This is a genomic window from Nocardia brasiliensis ATCC 700358, from assembly GCF_000250675.2.
Taxonomy (GTDB): Bacteria; Actinomycetota; Actinomycetes; order Mycobacteriales; family Mycobacteriaceae; genus Nocardia; species Nocardia brasiliensis_B.
This window is the reverse complement of record NC_018681.1, coordinates 5,126,870-5,144,219: the sequence shown is the minus strand read 5'-3', so window position 1 is coordinate 5,144,219 and position 17,350 is coordinate 5,126,870. Positions and strand designations below refer to the sequence as shown.

Here is a 17,350-nt window from a genome sequence, read left to right as displayed (position 1 = left end):
GGTTCAGTCGCCGTATTGGTCGTAGGCCTCGAACTCGCCGAACCCGTCCTCGAACCAACCCAGATCGCGCCAAGAGCCCGAGCCGTCGAGCGGGCCCTCGTAGACGATCTCGAGATAGCTGCCGGACTGGTCGTCGAGTCGCACGCGGCGGCCCCGGCTGTACAGGAACAAAGACACGCTGATGTCAGGCTTTCCGTCCTCATACGCCATACCGAGCACCCCCTCCCAGGCCACCTGGAGCGGCCCGGACGGAGCCGGACCCCGTAGGAGACAGGAGAACCCTTCGTCGAACTGGTTCGACTTGACCACGGTCACCTCTTCGCCGAGATGCGCGCCGAAGCCTGCGACGAAGGTATCGATCGTCGCCTGCCATCGGCCGGATGGCGGGTTGTCCTGAGGGTCGTTTTCGACCGTCACTGCCAGCTGTTCCCTTCCCAGCTCTCCCGCGTGGGATACACCACTTCATGAGCGCCGTTGTTACGGGTGATTTCGACGTAATGCTCGCTCTCGGCCCATTTTTCCGGTTTGAGCGCTTTCGGCTTCTTTTCGTTCTTGTCGATCAAACCATAGGCCGTGATGACGGAGTTCTTGTTGCCTGCCTCGGTGACGACAATCGAGCCTTTGCTGTAGTAGACGTCGACGGGGCGGATGTAGGGCTCCTTGGTGACATGGTGCTTGCCGTGGTAATCCCCGCTGAAGATCCGTTGCGGGTTGTTGAGGATCGATGCTTGAACCTCAGGGGTGACACCGTGTTTCTGCAGCGCGTGCCCGATTCGGCCACCGGGGTAGGGGGCCGGTGCCCGTTGCAGTTCCTTCGGCGTGACCTTCCGGTAGAAGTTGGCGAAGCGTTCACACGCGGTCGGCGTCAAACCGAGTGGGTCGATGAACCGGAGCGGATTGCTGGTGTAGGCGTACGGGTTCGGTGCGGGGTCCAGCCCGAGCGGATCGGGTGTCAGGTACTGGCCGGTGTCCGGGTTGTAGTACCTGAACATGTTGTAATGCAGGCCGGTTTCGGGGTCGTGGATCTGGCCGGGGAACCGTAACGGTGAGCCGGTTCGCCCGCGCCAAGTCGTCCGGCCCCATAGATCGGTGTGTGCCTCGGCCACAGTGTCGGCGGTGGCGGGGTCGACCAATTCGGCGGGGGCACCTACGAGATCGGCGACGATCGCGTAGAACTCGCGATCGACCGTGCCCTGGTCGGTCGACTGGGTGAGCGGCGTGTGTGAGCCGGGTTGGTACTGCCAGCGAACGGTCGCGGTACCGCTGGACTGCTCGATGAGATGTGTGCCGTCCCAGAGATAGTCGACGCGCTCCAGGACAGTGCCGTCGGTAGCGAGGTGTTGTTTGGTGGTGCGGCGGCCGAGGGCGTCGTAGGTGTAGTGCCACCACTGGCGATCCGGCGTCCAAGCGTCGGTCAATTGGTCGAAAGCGTTGTAGCGGTAGTGCCATACGTCCGGTTTCCGGGACAGCCGGACAGTGGTTTTGCGAATCAGCCGTCCGGCGGCATCGTAGTGGAACCGGGTGCGGCCATCCCGGACGAGGAGAGCGCCGCGGTACTCGCGACGACCGTTGTCGGGCGGAAAGTCAGGTTTGCCCCCAGGTGTCGGTGCTGACACGGTGGCGCTGGTGATGTTGTCGAGTGCGTCGTAGGTGTAGCGCTCGGTGGGCGCGCCATCGGTCGAAACGGTGGTGACCCGACCGGCGGGGTCGAGTTGGTAATCGCGTCGCAAGGGGTTGGTCTGCGGACGGTCGATGGTGTGGGAGATGAGGTATCCGTCTGGGCGATAGGCGAATTCGTCGCGACGAAGGCGGGTCGGGTCCGGTCGAGCCGACGGCCCGGCTTCCAGTGACAGGGAGCGTGGCGGAAAGGCGGTCACCTCTTGGTGCGTCACTCGGCCGAGGGTGGTGAGACCACGCGTGACGGCCACTTCGCCTACCCGCCAGGTGGTCAGCCGCCCGAGCGGGTCGTAGTCGAAGGTGATGTCGTGGTCGTCGGCGTTGAGATGGTCGAGGCGGCCGGTGACATCGTGGTGCCAGGTGGCGACGGCGCCCGAAGGTGTGGTTCGGCGCGTGCGGTGGCCGCGCCTGTCGTGTTCGAAGAGCATCGGCGGGTTGGCGTCGAGTTTCTCGGACACAACGGCACCGATTGCGGTGTACGCGAATTCGAGACGATGGGTGAGATCCGCGCCGACGCCGTTCACCGCAGCCAGGACGCGGCCTGCCGGGTCGTGGGTGTAGCGGACCCACTCGTCGCCCGCGGAAATCTCCGTCAGGCGGCCGAGGACGTCGTGGTGCTGGTGACGAGTCGCGCCGGTTGCCGGGGTGATCGCGTTGACCCGCCCCGCGCGGTCGTACGCATATCGGGTGGTCGCGCCGCTGTACGTGGTCTCGGCGACCAGCCTTCCGGCACTGTCGTATTCGTAGGTCCAGTTCTGGCCGATCGGGTTGTGTACGGCGACGAGGCGGCGTTCGGTGTCCCAGGTGTAGCGAGTGGTCGAGCCGTCCGGATCGGTTCGGGAGCGCAGGAGGTCGAAATCGCCGTACACGAGCCGGGTGACCGCGCCGGTGCGATCGGTGCGACTGCGGATGTTGCCCTCGCCGTCGTAGGTCCACGATTCGCTGCGCCCGTCGGGATCCGTTCTGCGCAGCAGCTTTCCGGCGGCAGACCAGTCGAAGCGGGTGACCTCGCCGAGGGGATCGATGATGTGGGTGGTACGGCCTGCGGCGTCGCGGCGGATATGCGTCACCGCGCCGTGCGGCTCGGTGACCTGGGTCAGCAGCCCGGCCTGATCCACCTGAAAGGTGGTGCGGGCACCGTTGGCTTCGACGACGGACGCCAGTGCGCCGTTGGGGTGATAGGTGAATTCGGTGCGGTTTCCCATGGTGTCGACCGCCGCGGCGAGATTGCCGTCTGTGGACCATTCCCGGCGCGTTACCGAACCGTCGGGCGAGGTGATGGTGAGCGGACGGTTGCGCCAGAGATACTCGACCTCGGTCGAATACCCATCCGGTCGAACGACTTTCGCACAGTCACCCGCGCCGTTGTACTGGTAGCGGGTGGTCGCGCCGTCCGGACCGGTGACGGTCAGCGGCCTGCGGTCGGCGTTGTAGTCGATGTGCGTGCGGCCGCCGATCGGGTCGACGAGATCACGCAGTTGCAGTTCGCGGTCGAAGCCGTGCGACGTGGTGGCGCCGAACGAATCCGTGACCATGGTGAGCCGGCCGGTGCCGTCGGGGAGTTCCAGGTAGTCGTAGTCGCAGTTCAGCATTCCGGCGGTGCCGCGCTGGAAAGCGACGCGACCGGCCTCGTCGTAGGTGTTCACCATCTGGTTGCCGTTGGCATCGGCCCACGACGTCATCCGGTGCTCGACGTCGTAGGTGTACCGGGTGGTGGCTCCGTCGGCATCGGTGACCGCGACCAAATCTGTTCCGGCGTAGGTGAACTCCAGCACCCGGGTGGACGATTCGGGATCGTCGGAGAGCAGCGACAGGCCGGTGATCCGCGCACCGTCCGAATCGATCCGGACCCGATACCCGCCCGAGTGTGTGACCTCGACCGGCACACCGTCGGCGTCGTAGTGGAAACGGATACGGTTGCGGTGCCGGTCGGTGATCGCCGAGATCGCGTAGTTGCCGAATCTGGCCTCGATGCCGTCGAGCCCCAGTTCCGGCGCGAAATGCCAGAGCACCTCCGCTCGTTGATCCCATACCCGGTACCCGCCGGTATCGGTGCGGGTCAACGACCACTGCTGCCCTTCGGTGAGCGGGTGCACCGGAACGCCGACCTCGGCATGCGGGTAGGCGAGCATCATCGCGTTCTCGCCGATGAACGTGACACCCGCGTCCTCGACCACGATCCTCGCGTCCAGCGTGCTGGACCACGACGGACCGAACCAGCGTCCGAACCTGTAATTCGAATGATGGGCCCGCTGCAAGGTCAGCGGCAGCACACCGGGCAGATCGAGATCGGTGTCGGGAAGCAGGAATTCGCCGGTGCTGATATCGACCGGGTCGGTGGAACAGGTCCGCTGTGCCGGTGTCCGATCGGCCTCGGGGCCCGACTCTCGCGCGTGCTCGTGCGCATTCCGGTCGGCCTCGGCGCGATCCCGGGCGGGATGATCGGCGTCGGGGTCGCGGTACTCCCGCGGCGGGTTGTCAGGATCGTGCGGACGGTCGCGGTCGGTGTGGCGATCGCGGGGTGCGTCGTCGAGGTCGCGGGGGCGGTCGTTGTCGTGTTCGCGGTCCCGGGTGCGTTCGTGGTCGCGGTCGGAGTGGCGGTCCCGCGGTGAGTGCTCGGGGTCGTGTGGGCGGTCGCGGTTGTCGGTGCGGTCGGGGTGGCGGTCGCGCGGCGAATCGTCTGGTCCGCGCTGGTGGCCGGGGCCACGATCGTGGGTTGGTCGGCGGTCGTTCTCCGGGTGGCGTTCGCGGGGTGTGTCATCGAGGTCGCGAGGACGGTCGTGTTCGGGGTCGCGGGTTGGCCGGTGGTCGCGGTCACGCGGGTGATCCAGGTCGGGCCGAGAATCGCGTCGTGGGTCGTCGTGCCTGTGCGGGCGCTGATGGCGGTCACCGCTATCCGGTGTGCGAGACGGATCCTGATGGGGCGTAGGCCTGTTCGCGTGGGGATCGGCGTGCCGACCCGGTTGGTCCGGTTGCGTGCGGGCCGAAGGTTCAGCGTGTGCGCGCTGTGGAGCGCGGTCGGGAGTGGGCCGGGCAGTCGACGGGTCGGCACGGTTGGTGGGGATCGTGTCGCGGTGCGGGCGGGCGTCCGGTTTCGGATCTGCGAAGGGACGCGTGGCGGGGTCCGGCTGCGCCCGTCCGGCAGGCGTTCGATCCAGCGGGGTGCGGGCCCCGGGTTCCGGTCGTGACGAAGAGGGGAGATCGGAGTAGGCGCGCGTGGGGTCCGGCTGCGCGCGGACACCCGGTGCGGGATCCGGGCGGGGGTACGGCGCCGGAGGGTCGGGATGCGACCACGGACCGGTCTGCCAGACAGGTGCGGGATCGGGTTGGCGTGCGGGGCCCGGCTGCGTGTCGGGCGTGTGCGGGCGGACCGACGTCGGGTCGGTCTGATGTGGCGTGGCCCCGGAGTCGGCGCGTGCGGGCGGCGCTTGGTCCGGGTTTGTGGTCGAAGCGTGGTCCGGGTCGGTGCGAACACGCGGCGCCGCTTCGGAATTCGCCTGAGGCGATCGTGTGGGGTCAGGGTTCGCTCGTGCGTCGGGTGCCGCTTCGGGGTTCTCTCGAGGTGACCGCGTGGAGTCGGGGTTTGCGCGCGTGTCGGGTGTGGCGTCGGAGTTCGCGCCCGGTGATCGTGTCGCATCGGAGTTATCACGCGTGCCCGGTGTGGTGTCGGTGTGCGGCGTTCGTGTGGTGTCGGGGTTCGCGTGGGTGTTCGGTGTGGTGTCGGCGCTGACGTGCGGGGATCGTGTCTCGGGGTTTGCTTGCGGCGCATTGGAATTGGCGTGCGGCGAGTCGGCGTCGGTGCGGGAATGGGGTGCGTGTCCGGGATCGGGGTGCACCGTCGAGGGGTTGTCGGTGTGGGTCGTGGGGCGCAACGCCTCTGGCCGGGGGTCGGTGCGATGCGGTGGTGGATCCGAGTCGGGGCGCGCGGCCGGGGTCGGGTCCGCGTTCGTGTGTGGCGACGGTGCGGGGTCGGGATCGCGGTGGGTGACCGGCGACCGGTCGGGGCCGGGATCCGCGTGCTGGTTCGGGGTGGGCGAGGAGTCGGTATGCGAGGTAGGGGAGGGGTCGGCATGCGAGCTCGGTGCGGGGTCCGGATCCTCGTGCCGAGTGGGTGCCGGATCGGGCGCGTGGTGCGCCGGACCCGAGGCCGGGGACTCCGGCCGATGGGGTCGCTCGGTCGCCGAATCGTTTGCACCGCCGACATTTTCGTGCCTCGGGGCGTGGGTCTCCGGACGATTGCTCGCCTGCACCGGGTTGGTGTCGGTGGGCGTATGCCCGTTGTCCACCCGGGTGGGCGCGGGTCGCTGCGAGGTCTCCATCGACATGTGCGACGGCGTGCCGCTCGGGGTGTGCGTCGAATTGGGCAGGTGCCGTCCGACGTCGCCGACATCGTCGGCGACACGGGCGAGCCGGCCCGCGTCCTTCATTTTCCGCAGCGCACTGACGGCGACCTTGGCGCTACCGCCACCGCCGGTAGCGGCGGTGAGCAGCGCGTCACCGGTCAGCGCGCCCATGAATTCGAACGGATTCTTCCTGGCGTCGGACAGTATCGCCGAGACCGTCGCGCCCGGATCCGCCACTGCGACAACCAGTCCCGTCGCGAGATCGGAGAGGCCGGCCGCGTATTCGGCGGGGTGGGTCATGTTGTAGATGTCGGTCGGGTTGACCTGACGCACGAACTGCACGAGTCCGGTGAAGCTGGTGAGCAGCCCGGAGGTGAAGTTCAACGCCCCGTGTTCGAGAACGCCGCCCATATCCGAGAGGTTGGCGATCCAGCGGTCGGTGAAAGGTGGTTCCTTCGGCGCCTTGTCGGTGGCGGCGCTGAGCGCGCCCACGGCGATGGACGCCCCGTTGTCACGCTGAGTTCGCGCTCCGCGCAGGATCTCTCGCGCTTCGTTGCGCATCGACGTCCAGGTGTCGACGAGCGTGGTCTGCGCCTGCTGTTCGCCGGTGAGCGAGTTCCACCAGTTCTTCTGTCTGCGTTCCTCCGCGTCGGCGGCCTTCCACTTATCGATGGCGTCGGCGGCCTTGCCCTGTCCGGTCTTCACCTCGTTGTGCCAGGCTTCCATCGCCTTGGCTGCCGAGGTGAAGGCGTCGGCGCAGTCGAACCACAGTTTCGGCTGCTTGTCGTAGACCGCGTTGAACGCGTCCGCGCCGTCGCCGACCCATTCGGCGGCATCGATCTGCTTGAGCGCCTGCCCGGTCGAATCGATGGCGGTGGCCATCTTCTGCAAGGTCTGTGCGGTGGAGCTGATTTCGGTCGGCTCGCCGCGGATCAGTTCTTTCGGATCCTCGGTCTCGCCGAGTTCTTCCTCCTCGACGTCGCCGCCGGTCCCGGCGGCTATGTTGTCGCCGAGGTCGTCCAAGCCCTCGGCAATGCCGTCGAGGCCGATCGCCTTCGCGCCGTCGGAGAGCAGGTCCAGCGCGTCGTCGGCGACCTGTCCGACGCCCTCGACGACCGCTTCGACACCGTCCTCGATCGCGTTGCCGATGTCGTTGACAACATCCCAGAGTCCCAAACCTACTGCCCTTCAGACTGTTTCATGATTTCGGCGGCCTTCTTCGCGGCGCCGGTGTCCCACCCGGGTGTCTGACCGGAGAGCAGGCTGCCGCTGACCGGGGACACATTCGCGATCGCCTGCGGGGCGACCGCTTCGATCACTTTGAGGTTCGTCATGATCTTCTGGTTCGCATTGTCGAACGACTGCATGCTGTAGTCCGCGTTGCGAATATGGTTGAAGGCGTTGTCGGAGAAGGTGTCTCCCCAGGAACGGGCGGTGATCTGCTCGTCGGTGAGATGCGGGTTACCCGCCAGGTGGGTCCACATCTTCTTGAGCATGCCTTCGGCTTTCTCGTCCATCTCGTGGTAGCGCCCCGCCGCCAGGCCGAGCGTCCTGGCGATCGAGTTGCCCGCCTGCACCAATGCCCGGACGCCCCACGACCAGCGCTCGGTGAACTCCTCGAAGGTCTTCTGCACCGTGTGCTTGCCCGCCTCCATCGTCGACAGGGTGAGCAGGGCGAAACCGCGGCCCATGTTGCCGGTTTCGCCGATGCCCAGGTTCGACAGCTCGCCGATGGTGGACTGAATGCCTTTTGCGGCCTGCTGCAGCACCGCAGGATCGACCTTTACCTGCTGGGTCACGCTGCCCCCTCGATTCGTGTGTTACTCGGTTACTTCGGGTGGAAATGCCATGGGGGTCGACCCCACGATGTCTACGGCGATGCCGGTGGGTTGCTTGCACGATTCGGCGTAGTCGAGCAGTCGCCAACCCGAGAGGGTGTGGTACCGGTACTCCCGGTCGGCCTCGATACCGTCCTCGGCCAGATAGCCGCGCGCCGTCATGTAGCGGGCGTATTCCTCGATGCTGGTGAACGCACACAGCCAATCGACACCACCCACCTGCGAGGTGGAGATGCGCTCGTCGTCGGTCACCGGCACGAACAGCGCTGCCTGCCGAAACGCGGCCTGCAGGGCTTCGGCCTGACCGAAACCGGCATAGAATGCGGCGATTTCACCGCGCAGAATCCCCCGGCCGTCGGCGTCGGACATCCCCCGAACCCTCCCCTGTGATTATGCATTGTCCGCTGAACGAGTTCAACAGAGTGTACGCACATCTCGCCACCCTGCGGTAACGCTACAAAGTTGCTGGAGCGCCCTCATTTTCACCGGCACGAGAGATCTCAGCTGGCTGGCCTGTGTTCGACAGGGAGGTGGCAAATCGAGGGCGTCAGCCTGTGCCGGTGGAACTGGGGGCATCGAGGCCGTCTGACGGTGCAGTACGTTTGGTCGTCAGCACAGCTTCGAGGCGGGGAATCGCGCTGGAGATAGTCGGCCCGTTGTGTCCGGCGTCTGTTCCGCAGCACCCGCTCGACGGGATTCGGTGAATCGTGACCGTCGACAGACCGCAGCGTTCGAAGCTCCGGCGGCTGGGAGGCGCATTGCTTCTGCCCTGGGTCGTTTTCGCGACAGTGGCGGCGTGCACCCTGCTCTCGGACAACGCAGTGTCCACATCGAGCGACCTCCAGCAGGCGCTCGGTGAAATGCCGGGAGTACAGCAGGTTTTCGTGTCGACCGGTAAGACGATCACGGTCGAGGTCGTCCTGATCGAGAACGCGTCGGCCGAACAGGCCGCAGCGGTGGTCCGAACCTTCCGAAACCGGACGGCCGAGCCCGGCTTCCGTTGGCGGGAGCCGCAAATCGAGGTGCGCCGAGGTGTCGATCCGAGCTTCTTCGACGTCGGGGTGGATAACATCAGCCTGAACCTGGTGCGCACGAGTGACTTCCGAGCGGTGAGCGCGGCCTATCGCCGCCTCGGCCGCGAGTTCACCGCACTGTCCGGTGCGCGGTGGCGCATCGGGTCCGCCACCGTCGCGATCCTCGGGTGCACTCGGCGCGGTTATACGCCGGGCGCGGTCGAGCAGAAGCTGGCGGATCGGTACGAGAGGTGTTGAGCGCCGCCGCGACAGCTCAGGTCAGCCTGGCGGCCAACCTCTTCGCGTTCATGTGGGCGATCGCCTCGATGGAGAGCATCGGGTTGACGCCGGAGGCGGTGGGGAAGCAGGAGCCGTCGGCGACGACGACGTTGGGGACGTCCCAGGTGGCGCCGTCGGGATCGGTGGCGGACAGCTGCGGGGAGCCGCCCATGCGGGCCGAGCCCATGATGTGCAAGGCGCCCATGGCGCAACGTCCGGGCCCATAGCCCGCGGCACGGCAGGCGGCGGCGAATTCGGCGTGCGAGCCGCGGCGACCGGGCTCGTAGTCGACGCCGGCCTGATGGCCGGAGAAGATGCGACGGGCGCCCGCTGCTTCGAGAATGCCTGCGGCACCTTCGATCCCGGTGTGCAGGTGTGCCGCGTCGTAGGGGGAGAGGCGATAGTTGACGATCGGTTCGCCGGATTTGTCGACGGTGACGGTGCCCGAGTCGCGGTCGCGGGTGATGACGCCGATCGGCGTGGTGCGGGCGAAATCGAGCAGGGTGCGCCGGTGTGCGTCCGCCCCGCGCCATCCCATGAAGCCGAGGGCGAGGCCGGGATGCACCGGCCCGGTCTCGTAGAGGACGCCGTAGCCGTTGCCGTCGAGATTCGCGTGCTCACGGCAGATTCGGCCCTGTAGCGCGCCCTCCCAGCCCCGCAGTTCCTCCTCGAACACGCCGAACACCGCGGCGGCCGGATGCAGGCGCAGGTGGCGTCCGATGTTCTCGTTGCCCAACCCGGATCGGCGCAGCAGCGCGGGCGTCTGCACCGCGCCCGCGGTGACGACGACGGCGCGGGCCCGCACCTCGATCTGCGCCCCGGACTCGGTGGTCGCCGAAACACCCTCGGCGCGCCCATTTTTCACGTGGATACGGCGCACGTTCGCGTCGACGACCAGCCGCGCACCAGCCGCGGCCGCGTCGGCGAGCCAGGTCTTGGTGACGGATTGTTTGGCGCCGACGCGGCAGCCGTAACCGCAGGAACCGCATTCCTTTCCGGCGTCGCAGGCGTCGGTCACGTTGCGCGGCAAGGTGCTTACGTCCCAGCCGAGCGCTTGCGCGCCGCGTTCCAGCACGCCGTCGCGGGCCGAGAGGGGAGAGCGGGTGTCGGTGACGGCCAGTCGTTCGCTCACCACCTTCAGCGCTTCGTCGAACTCGGCCTCCGCGAACTGCTTCGCGCCCAGCGCGGCCCATTCCGCACGGACGGTATCGGGAGTCGGCAGTGAGGTGCTCCAGTTGACCACCGTGCCGCCACCCAGGCAGGTGCCGGCGACCAGGGTGATCTGTCCCTCCGCGGAACTGGCGCCGGGCGCGTAGAGCTGTTCCAGTGCGGCGAGTTCGCCCGCGCCGAAATCCCGATCGTCGTAATAGTTTCCGCGCTCCAACACGATCACGTCGAGGCCCGCTTCGGCCAGCACGGCTGCCGCGGTGCCCCCGCCCGCACCCGATCCGACGATGACGACATCGCAGGTGAGCGTGGTGTTCTCGGTGTAGCGCAGGGGTGTGAGCGCGGGTTGCGGGGCGCTGCCGAGCGGTCCCTGCGGCGCGGGGTAGCCGATTTCCCGCCACAGGGGATTAGTGCCCGTCGGGCCGGGCGTCACGTTGTAGGCGAGCAGCGAGGCCTGTTTGAGCGCTTGGAAGATCGCCCGCACCGGCCCCAGCCGGGAATCACCCAGCCGCAGTAGTGCCTGCTCCCGTTCCTGTTGCGACAGTGTGGAAAACCGCCGCGGCCCCGCACCGAGAAGTACGCCGGTGAGACGAGAATCCCACCACCCCAACAACATTGCCAGCTGCTTTCGATCCGCCTCCCGCGGGCTGCGCCGCAACAGCCGGAACACGGTGTCCACCGCCCCCAGTTCACTCGCCGACGGCAGCGTCGAACCGTCGCCGGGAACGAAGGTATCGCAAATCATCCGCAGCGCTGCCCGCTGCTCGCCCGTCGGCTCCATCCGAATCTCCCCTTCTCCACTGCCGCCCGAGTTAACCACGCCGCGCGGTCCCATCGCACAAATTACTGAAAACATGCAGGTAGAGTATGTGCAGTGGCAGAATGGACATTCACTTTCCGGGGTGATCGGGGACGTAGCCTTGGGGATTTGGTCGAAGAACTGGGCCTGAATCGGGGGCGTGGTTTACTGGCTGGCCCGGTTCGCTGACAGGACCGGATCGTGGTCTCCCGGTGGCTTTCCTGACACCCTGCGAAGGGATGGCACGGTTGGAGTGCCGCTTTCGGGAGGGGTGATCAGATGAAGGGGCAGTGGATAGCCTGGCATGAGGCTTGGAATCAGACTGTCAGCATTCAGTATTCGTTCGCGCCGGTGACCGCTGTCGTGCAGATGAGTCTGTCGTCCAGATTCGATTGGGACGAATGGGCGACGCCGATCGCGCGCGCCATCGCGGCATGGATCCGCTATCGGACTGCGGACGGGGCCATGCACGACCTACCGGTCCATACGCCGACCTTCTACGCGCGGGACATTACCGAGGTCAGCGGGCTGCTGATTTCCGACAACTGCCACACCGACGTGGTGCTCAACTGGTTCATCTGGGCGTGATCCCAGCATATTTCGGAGGAGTCGAGATGGAACTTCCACTGTTGCAGGGCGCTGGAGAAGTGCCCGAAGTAACCAGCGTCCGCACCGTCGCGCTCTACGAAGCCGGATCCGGTCGAATCGTGCACCAGCACGTCGCGGTCGTCTTCGCCGGCGGACGAGACATACCCGAAGCCGAAGCTATCGAGACCGCCCGCGCCAGTGCCGCCGAAGCCGGTCATCAGCCGAAGGAACTGAAGGTCGCACTGAGCAACGACCCCCGACCCCTCCGCGGCCCCCATCGCATCGATCCCGGAACGGGCGCATTCGTTCGCATCGCGAATCCGGAAGCCGGGCGCCGCGGCCCGTCGGTGTCCTGATCGGTCGAGGCGCGGACGATCTCCTGCGGAAGCTGCGTGGAGTGGACCCCGTCGGTCATGCGGTGGTTGCTTCGGGGTGCGGGCGGCGGGATAGTTGCTCAGGTCAGTATCTGAGCGAACTCTAGGATCGATATGGTGGCGCCGACTCCTGCGGACAAGTTCTCGTTCGGGTTGTGGACGGTGGGGTGGCGGGGGCGGGATCCGTTCGGGGACGCCACGCGGCCCGAGCTGGATGCGGTGGCGGCGGTGCATCGGCTCGCGGAACTCGGTGCGTATGGTCTCAGTTTCCACGATGACGATCTGATCCCGTTCGACGCCTCCGCTGCCGAACGCGCGCACCGGGTCGAGAATCTGCGAAAAGCGTTGCAGGAGACCGGGCTCGTGGTGTCGATGATGACCACGAACCTGTTCACGCATCCGGTGTTCAAGGACGGCGGGTTCACCAGCAACGATCGCGCGGTGCGCCGGTTCGCGCTGCGCAAGGTGCTCCGAAACGTGGAGCTGGCCGCCGAATTGGGGGCACGGACCTATGTGCTGTGGGGCGGTCGCGAAGGCGCGGAGTACGACAGCGCCAAGGATGTGCGCGCCGCACTGGACCGTTACCGCGAAAGCCTGGATGTGCTCACCGGATTCGTCCGCGAGCGCGGCTACGATCTGCGGTTCGCGATCGAGCCCAAACCGAACGAGCCACGCGGCGACATCCTGCTGCCGACCGTCGGGCACGCGCTGGCATTCATCGGTACGCTCGCGCATCCGGAGCTGGTCGGCGTCAATCCCGAAGTGGGACATGAACAGGTGGCCGGATTGAACTTCGCGCACGGCGTCGCGCAGGCGCTGTGGCACGGCAAACTGTTCCATATCGACCTCAACGGCCAGCGCGGCATCAAATACGACCAGGACCTGGTTTTCGGGCACGGCGACCTGATGAACGCCTTCGCCCTGGTCGACCTGCTGGAGCACGGTGGCCCGGACGGTGCGCCCGTCTATACCGGCCCCCGGCATTTCGACTACAAACCGTCACGGACCGAAGACATGGCGGGCGTGTGGGATTCGGCCGCCGCGAACATGCGGACGTATCTGTTGCTGCGCGAGCGCGCGCGAGCGTTCCGGGCCGATCCCGAGGTGCGCGAAGCTTTGGCAACCGCGGGTGTCGACGAATTGCGCACGCCGACTTTGGCGGCGGGTGAAACCTATGCCGGCCTGCTGGCTGAATTCGATTCGACCGCTTTCGACGCCGATCGTGCCGGCGCGCGGGGTTACGGCTTCGTCCGGCTGAATCAGCTTGCGCTGGAACATCTCCTCGGCGCGCGGTGAGTTCAGGAACCGCGCGGCACGGTGCGAAATAACGAAGCTGGCTACGCAGCGGTTCAGCGCACCGTCTCGGCGTGGTCGAGGATGACCTGTTGCGCGATGGCCCACGCCGAGGAGGTGGCGTCGGCGAATTCGCCGTGCCCCGTGCCCGGCAGCAACCGCAGGTCGGCACTGTTGCCCGCGCGTCTGGCCGCGTTGACGTAGCGGCGGCTTTGTTCCGGCGCCACTACGGTGTCGGCGTCGCCGTGCAGCGCGGTGATGCGCATACCGGTCGGCAGATGGGCGATGGGGGAGGCGTACCGGTAGCGTTCGGGGACCTCGCTGGGCGAGCCGCCGAGAAGTTTCCGGACGAATCCGTCGCGCCCTTTGGTGACGGCGTATTCGGGATCGAGCACCGCGGACATGAGGGTGGCACTGCGGATTCGCAGCGCCTTGGGCTCCGGCGACCGCTGGAACCGTCCCGCCACCCACGCGGCCAAATGACCGCCTGCCGAGTGTCCCGCGACTTGGATCCGCTGTAGATCCAGCGCGTTCCCCGACTGCTGCTGCACGGTTCCGGCGAGCGCCAGCACCGCGTCCGCGACGTCGGTGAGGGTGACCGGCCAGCCGCCCGCCCCGTTGACCCGACGGTATTCGATATTCCACACCGCCACCCCGTGCTCCGCCAAAGCCCTTGACTGGGCGTCGAATTGGGTGAGCGTGCGATTCTGTGACCAGCCGCCGCCGTGGATCAACACCACGACCGGAAACGGGCCCTGTCCGGTGCGCGGTAGATAAAGCTCGCCGAAACAGTCCGGCGCCGTGTCGTACGCGATGCGCAACGGCTTGTCCGGGGTAGCGGCCACGATGCCGGAGCTGACCATAGCCGGTGCGATGGGTTCCCGTGGCCCGTACGCGATCGCCAGGGTGACCAGCGCGACCAGGACGGCAACGACCAGCCGGCGGAGTCGCCGCGATCCGATCACCATGATGGCCGGCACCTCCTCTTCCCTAGCGCATCGCCGACACCCTACTGGTCCCGGGTGTCCGCTATGGGAGCCGGCGGGCAACAGGTGTCGACCGTCACTCCAGGGCTCGCACCGGCCGGGCACAGCGCATGATCGAAGGGGCTGCCCATCCGTAGTCGCGAGACAAGGACTCGACGAAAGCGAGCGAATGCATGGACCGGAGAATCCACAGGTTGCGCACCGTGTCGGTGGTGGCTGCCACGGTCGCGCTGGCCGGCGCGGTGTCGTACTGCGGTTCGGCGGCCGCCGAACCGATCGCACCGGCTGGTTGTGCGACGCCGGACTTGTGGACCGTGCCCACTCGACCGGCGGAATCTCTCACGATGATCGTCGCGTACAGCTTCGGCTACCGGAGTCCGGCCGATCCGTCCAGCGGCGACCATGAACCGGGTCCGGTCAACGAGGCACTCGCCGACGCGGTCGTCGTCGCGCGTGAGGCGCGCGATATCCCGGTCTTCGCGCAGTCGGAGATCGCGGCGGTGCTGCGGTCCCGGTATGGGATGCACGATGTGATCAGCATCGACGGTGACGTGCAGCCGGACGGTTCGCCGATCTATCTGTCCACCGAAGGCGTCGCCGCCAAGGTCGCCGCGTTGCGCGGGAGCGCCCGCGACACCGACATCGCGGGTGTCGTCGCGTTCCGTGATCACCTGTGGCGCGCGACCCGAACAACGGCGGCCGCCGGTTTCGTGGCGGCGGCACCGGCAGGCGTCACGATGCCTGAGCGATATGACCCCCTGTCGGCCCAGCCTTGGACGACCGGTCCCGAACGCTATCTGCCCGTCGATTACGCGGGAAGGGTGAAGTTCCTGAGGTGCGGCTGACCGTGCCACCGCCCCGATTCGGGCGGTGGCACGATTCTGCCGAACTACGCGGAAAGCGGTTCGGCCGCAGGTGCTTCGGACATGCGCCGCAGTTCGGCGAGCGCGAGTTGCTTGCGAAATTCCCCCGCGTAGGTGGCGTCACCGCCGTTGTGCATGATTTCGGTGATTTGCACCGCCGCGGTCTGGACGTTCCAGATATGGCGCAGGCAGGTTTCGGTGTAGGCGTCGAGCAGGCTCGAATCACCTTGCGTGACTTGGTGAATGGCGGCACGCGCGAACACTTCGGCGTCGTGCAGCGCCATGCTCATCCCTTTCGCGCTCATCGGTGAGACGAGGTGTGCCGCGTCGCCGAGGAGATAGAGGTTGCCGTAACGCATGGGGCTGTACACGACGCTGCGCAGCGGCACCAGTTGGCTATCGGTGATCCGGCCGGGGCCGACCGGATAGCCGAAGCGGGCGCCCAATTCGCTCCAGATACGTTCTTCCGGCCACTCGTCGAGGGTGTCGGTGAGCGGGCATTGCAGATAGAAGCGGCTCGCCTGCGGGCCGCGGGTGATCTGCCCGGCGAAACCGCGCGAGTGCACCGCCATCACCGCGGGCGGATCCGCCGGGACGTCGGCGAGCACGGCCAGCCAGGCGTATCCGTGCTCGTGGGCGTAGCGGGTGAGGACGCCGTCCGGTATGGACGACCGGCTGACGCCGCGATCGCCGTCGCAGCCCGCGACCAGCGCGCAGCCGATCACCTGCGGGTTCCCAGCGGCATCCTGATAGCGGACCGTCGGCCGATCCCGCAGATCGGCCAAACCGATGTCTCGCGCTTCGAACCGAAGGTCGCCGCCGTCGCGCAGGAAGACCCTGATCAGGTTCTGGACGAGGGCCTGCTGTGTGCAGAAGATGCCCTCGGTGTCGTCGCCGGTGGCGTTCCAGAGCCGTGTCTCGCCCTCGATCAGCAGCGGCATATAGGCGGTGTCGGCCGTCCTGGTCGAGAAACCGTCGACCACCTCGCCGAAACCCCACTCGCGAAGCATCCGTACACCGCGGCCGTCGAGCGCCCCGGCTCGTTGCCGCTGCTCGACCTGCTCCCGGCTCTCCTTCTCCAGGATGACGCAGCCGATACCGTTGCGCAGCAAGAAATTACCGAGCGTGAGCCCGGCCACACCGGCGCCGACGACGACTACGGCCGGGTGCTCAGCTGTTCTGCTCATGTTTCGAAACTCCTCTTGGGAAATAGCTCAGTAGGGGTGGCCGTTCGCGGCCCGACCACCACTCTGGTCCCGGGGCGCAGATGCTGCCAACCGGTGAATGGACAGCAGATACGGCAAACTCGCCAAACTGCCGCGGCTACGTTCCGTCGCGGAGATCGGCCTGGTAGCGGCCCGGTGTCTGGCCGACGACGGCGGTGAAGGCCTCGATGAAGCTCGTGGGATTGGACCAGCCGCACGCGATCGCGGTGTCGGTGACGGATCGGCCGGCGCCCAGCTCGACCAGCGCGTGATGGATGCGCAGGATGGTCCGCCAGCGGTGGAAACTCATCCCGAGCTCGTCGTGGAACAGGCGGGTGAGGGTACGCCCGCTCGCTCCGACGACGCGGCCCAATTCCACCAGCGTCGTGGTCTGTGCGGGATCGCCACGCAGCAGATCGGTGACCGCGCGCAGCCGGTCGTCCCGGGGTTCGGGCAGATGCAGGGACTGTCCGGGTGCCTCGACGAGTTCGTCGATCACCACCGCACGTAGCCGTTCATGCGCGCCGGGACGGACTTCCGGTCGCGTGGTCAGCGCCAGAATGGCTTCGCGCAGTAAGGGATTCACGGCGAACACCGCGGGCCGCGGCACCAGGGCAGGACACAGCTCGGCGGGAACGACGACCAGCCGCGCGTCGGTCCCGCCGTAGAAGCGGTGCGAGTGCACGAATCCCGGTGGCGTCCACGTCACCCGGTTGGCGGGCGCGACCCAGGTGCCGCGCTCGGTCGTGGTGGCCAAGACCCCCGACGCCGCGTACACCAGTTGGCCGTCGGTATGCGAATGCGCGTCCATGTGGAAGCCGTGCGCGAGCCAGCCCGCACCGTGCGGCGCCGGTTGCGGCAACGGCGCGGGAGACTCTGCGTTGTGGCGATTTTCCAGCATCGACCGCTATTTTATCGACACTTG

At 67.1% G+C, this 17,350-nt stretch carries 13 protein-coding genes; 5 read left to right on the top strand and 8 right to left on the bottom strand.

The features are described 5' to 3' along the window. Positions 1 to 3: 3 nt before the first annotated feature. Genes O3I_RS22745 through O3I_RS22730 form a run of 4 tightly spaced genes read right to left on the bottom strand, consistent with a single transcriptional unit; the run spans position 4 to position 8,227 of the window. A complete protein-coding gene (locus tag O3I_RS22745) occupies positions 4 to 417 on the bottom strand; it encodes a hypothetical protein (protein WP_014985331.1) in 414 nt (137 codons plus the stop codon). Next, the gene (locus O3I_RS42850; RefSeq protein ID WP_014985330.1) at positions 414 to 7,196 is read right to left on the bottom strand and encodes a putative T7SS-secreted protein; all 6,783 of its coding nucleotides are present in this window, start codon (positions 7,194 to 7,196) and stop codon (positions 414 to 416) included. Before O3I_RS42850 ends, O3I_RS22745 begins: the two co-directional genes overlap by 4 nt. A 2-nt stretch (positions 7,197 to 7,198) precedes the next feature. After that, a complete protein-coding gene (locus tag O3I_RS22735; RefSeq protein ID WP_014985329.1) occupies positions 7,199 to 7,819 on the bottom strand; it encodes a type VII secretion target in 621 nt (206 codons plus the stop codon). A gap of 21 nt (positions 7,820 to 7,840) precedes the next feature. Then, positions 7,841 to 8,227: an SseB family protein gene (locus O3I_RS22730; protein ID WP_014985328.1), complete on the bottom strand. Its 387-nt coding sequence runs from the start codon at positions 8,225 to 8,227 to the stop codon at positions 7,841 to 7,843. Between the two features lie 452 nt (positions 8,228 to 8,679). On the opposite strand from O3I_RS22730, the gene O3I_RS22725 reads away from it, so the two are divergent. After that, positions 8,680 to 9,129 carry a hypothetical protein gene (locus O3I_RS22725; protein ID WP_141692041.1) on the top strand — a complete coding sequence of 150 codons (450 nt, stop codon included), beginning with the start codon at positions 8,680 to 8,682 and terminating at the stop codon, positions 9,127 to 9,129. A 16-nt stretch (positions 9,130 to 9,145) separates the two neighbouring features. On the opposite strand, the gene O3I_RS22720 is transcribed toward O3I_RS22725, so the two are convergent. Next, positions 9,146 to 11,098: an FAD-dependent oxidoreductase gene (locus O3I_RS22720; protein WP_014985326.1), complete on the bottom strand. Its 1,953-nt coding sequence runs from the start codon at positions 11,096 to 11,098 to the stop codon at positions 9,146 to 9,148. Between the two features lie 297 nt (positions 11,099 to 11,395). Here O3I_RS22720 and O3I_RS22715 point away from each other — a divergent pair, with 297 nt between their 5' ends. From O3I_RS22715 to xylA, 3 genes are all read left to right on the top strand, one after another. After that, positions 11,396 to 11,704, top strand: coding sequence for a hypothetical protein (locus O3I_RS22715; RefSeq protein ID WP_014985325.1), 309 nt, complete (start codon positions 11,396 to 11,398; stop codon positions 11,702 to 11,704). Between the two features lie 26 nt (positions 11,705 to 11,730). Further along, positions 11,731 to 12,060 (top strand): hypothetical protein, encoded by a 330-nt coding sequence (locus O3I_RS22710; RefSeq protein WP_041562788.1) that lies wholly within the window; start codon positions 11,731 to 11,733, stop codon positions 12,058 to 12,060. A gap of 132 nt (positions 12,061 to 12,192) precedes the next feature. Then, positions 12,193 to 13,374 carry a xylose isomerase gene (gene xylA / locus O3I_RS22705; protein WP_014985323.1) on the top strand — a complete coding sequence of 394 codons (1,182 nt, stop codon included), beginning with the start codon at positions 12,193 to 12,195 and terminating at the stop codon, positions 13,372 to 13,374. Between the two features lie 53 nt (positions 13,375 to 13,427). Here the strand turns inward: xylA and O3I_RS22700 are convergent, their stop codons facing one another. Continuing rightward, positions 13,428 to 14,339: an alpha/beta hydrolase gene (locus O3I_RS22700; protein WP_014985322.1), complete on the bottom strand. Its 912-nt coding sequence runs from the start codon at positions 14,337 to 14,339 to the stop codon at positions 13,428 to 13,430. A 230-nt stretch (positions 14,340 to 14,569) separates the two neighbouring features. Here O3I_RS22700 and O3I_RS22695 point away from each other — a divergent pair, with 230 nt between their 5' ends. Then, a complete protein-coding gene (locus O3I_RS22695; RefSeq protein WP_141692040.1) occupies positions 14,570 to 15,202 on the top strand; it encodes a hypothetical protein in 633 nt (210 codons plus the stop codon). Between the two features lie 44 nt (positions 15,203 to 15,246). On the opposite strand, the gene O3I_RS22690 is transcribed toward O3I_RS22695, so the two are convergent. Both O3I_RS22690 and O3I_RS22685 read right to left on the bottom strand, forming a co-directional pair. Then, complete coding sequence (locus tag O3I_RS22690) at positions 15,247 to 16,407, bottom strand: 4-hydroxybenzoate 3-monooxygenase (RefSeq protein ID WP_014985319.1); 1,161 nt, start codon at positions 16,405 to 16,407, stop codon at positions 15,247 to 15,249. Between the two features lie 136 nt (positions 16,408 to 16,543). Further along, positions 16,544 to 17,326, bottom strand: coding sequence for an AraC family transcriptional regulator (locus tag O3I_RS22685; protein ID WP_014985318.1), 783 nt, complete (start codon positions 17,324 to 17,326; stop codon positions 16,544 to 16,546). Between the last annotated feature and the right edge of the window lie 24 nt (positions 17,327 to 17,350).

Bases quoted from the DNA above. Each gene is read 5' to 3' on its own strand.
- O3I_RS22685 (WP_014985318.1), bottom strand. From the start codon at position 17,326: ATGCTGGAAAATCGCCACAACGCAGAGTCTCCCGCGCCGTTGCCGCAA.
- O3I_RS22720 (WP_014985326.1), bottom strand. From the start codon at position 11,098: ATGGAGCCGACGGGCGAGCAGCGGGCAGCGCTGCGGATGATTTGCGAT.
- O3I_RS22715 (WP_014985325.1), top strand. From the start codon at position 11,396: ATGAAGGGGCAGTGGATAGCCTGGCATGAGGCTTGGAATCAGACTGTC.
- O3I_RS22690 (WP_014985319.1), bottom strand. From the start codon at position 16,407: ATGAGCAGAACAGCTGAGCACCCGGCCGTAGTCGTCGTCGGCGCCGGT.
- O3I_RS22710 (WP_041562788.1), top strand. From the start codon at position 11,731: ATGGAACTTCCACTGTTGCAGGGCGCTGGAGAAGTGCCCGAAGTAACC.
- O3I_RS22700 (WP_014985322.1), bottom strand. From the start codon at position 14,339: ATGGTGATCGGATCGCGGCGACTCCGCCGGCTGGTCGTTGCCGTCCTG.
- xylA (WP_014985323.1), top strand. From the start codon at position 12,193: ATGGTGGCGCCGACTCCTGCGGACAAGTTCTCGTTCGGGTTGTGGACG.
- O3I_RS22730 (WP_014985328.1), bottom strand. From the start codon at position 8,227: ATGTCCGACGCCGACGGCCGGGGGATTCTGCGCGGTGAAATCGCCGCA.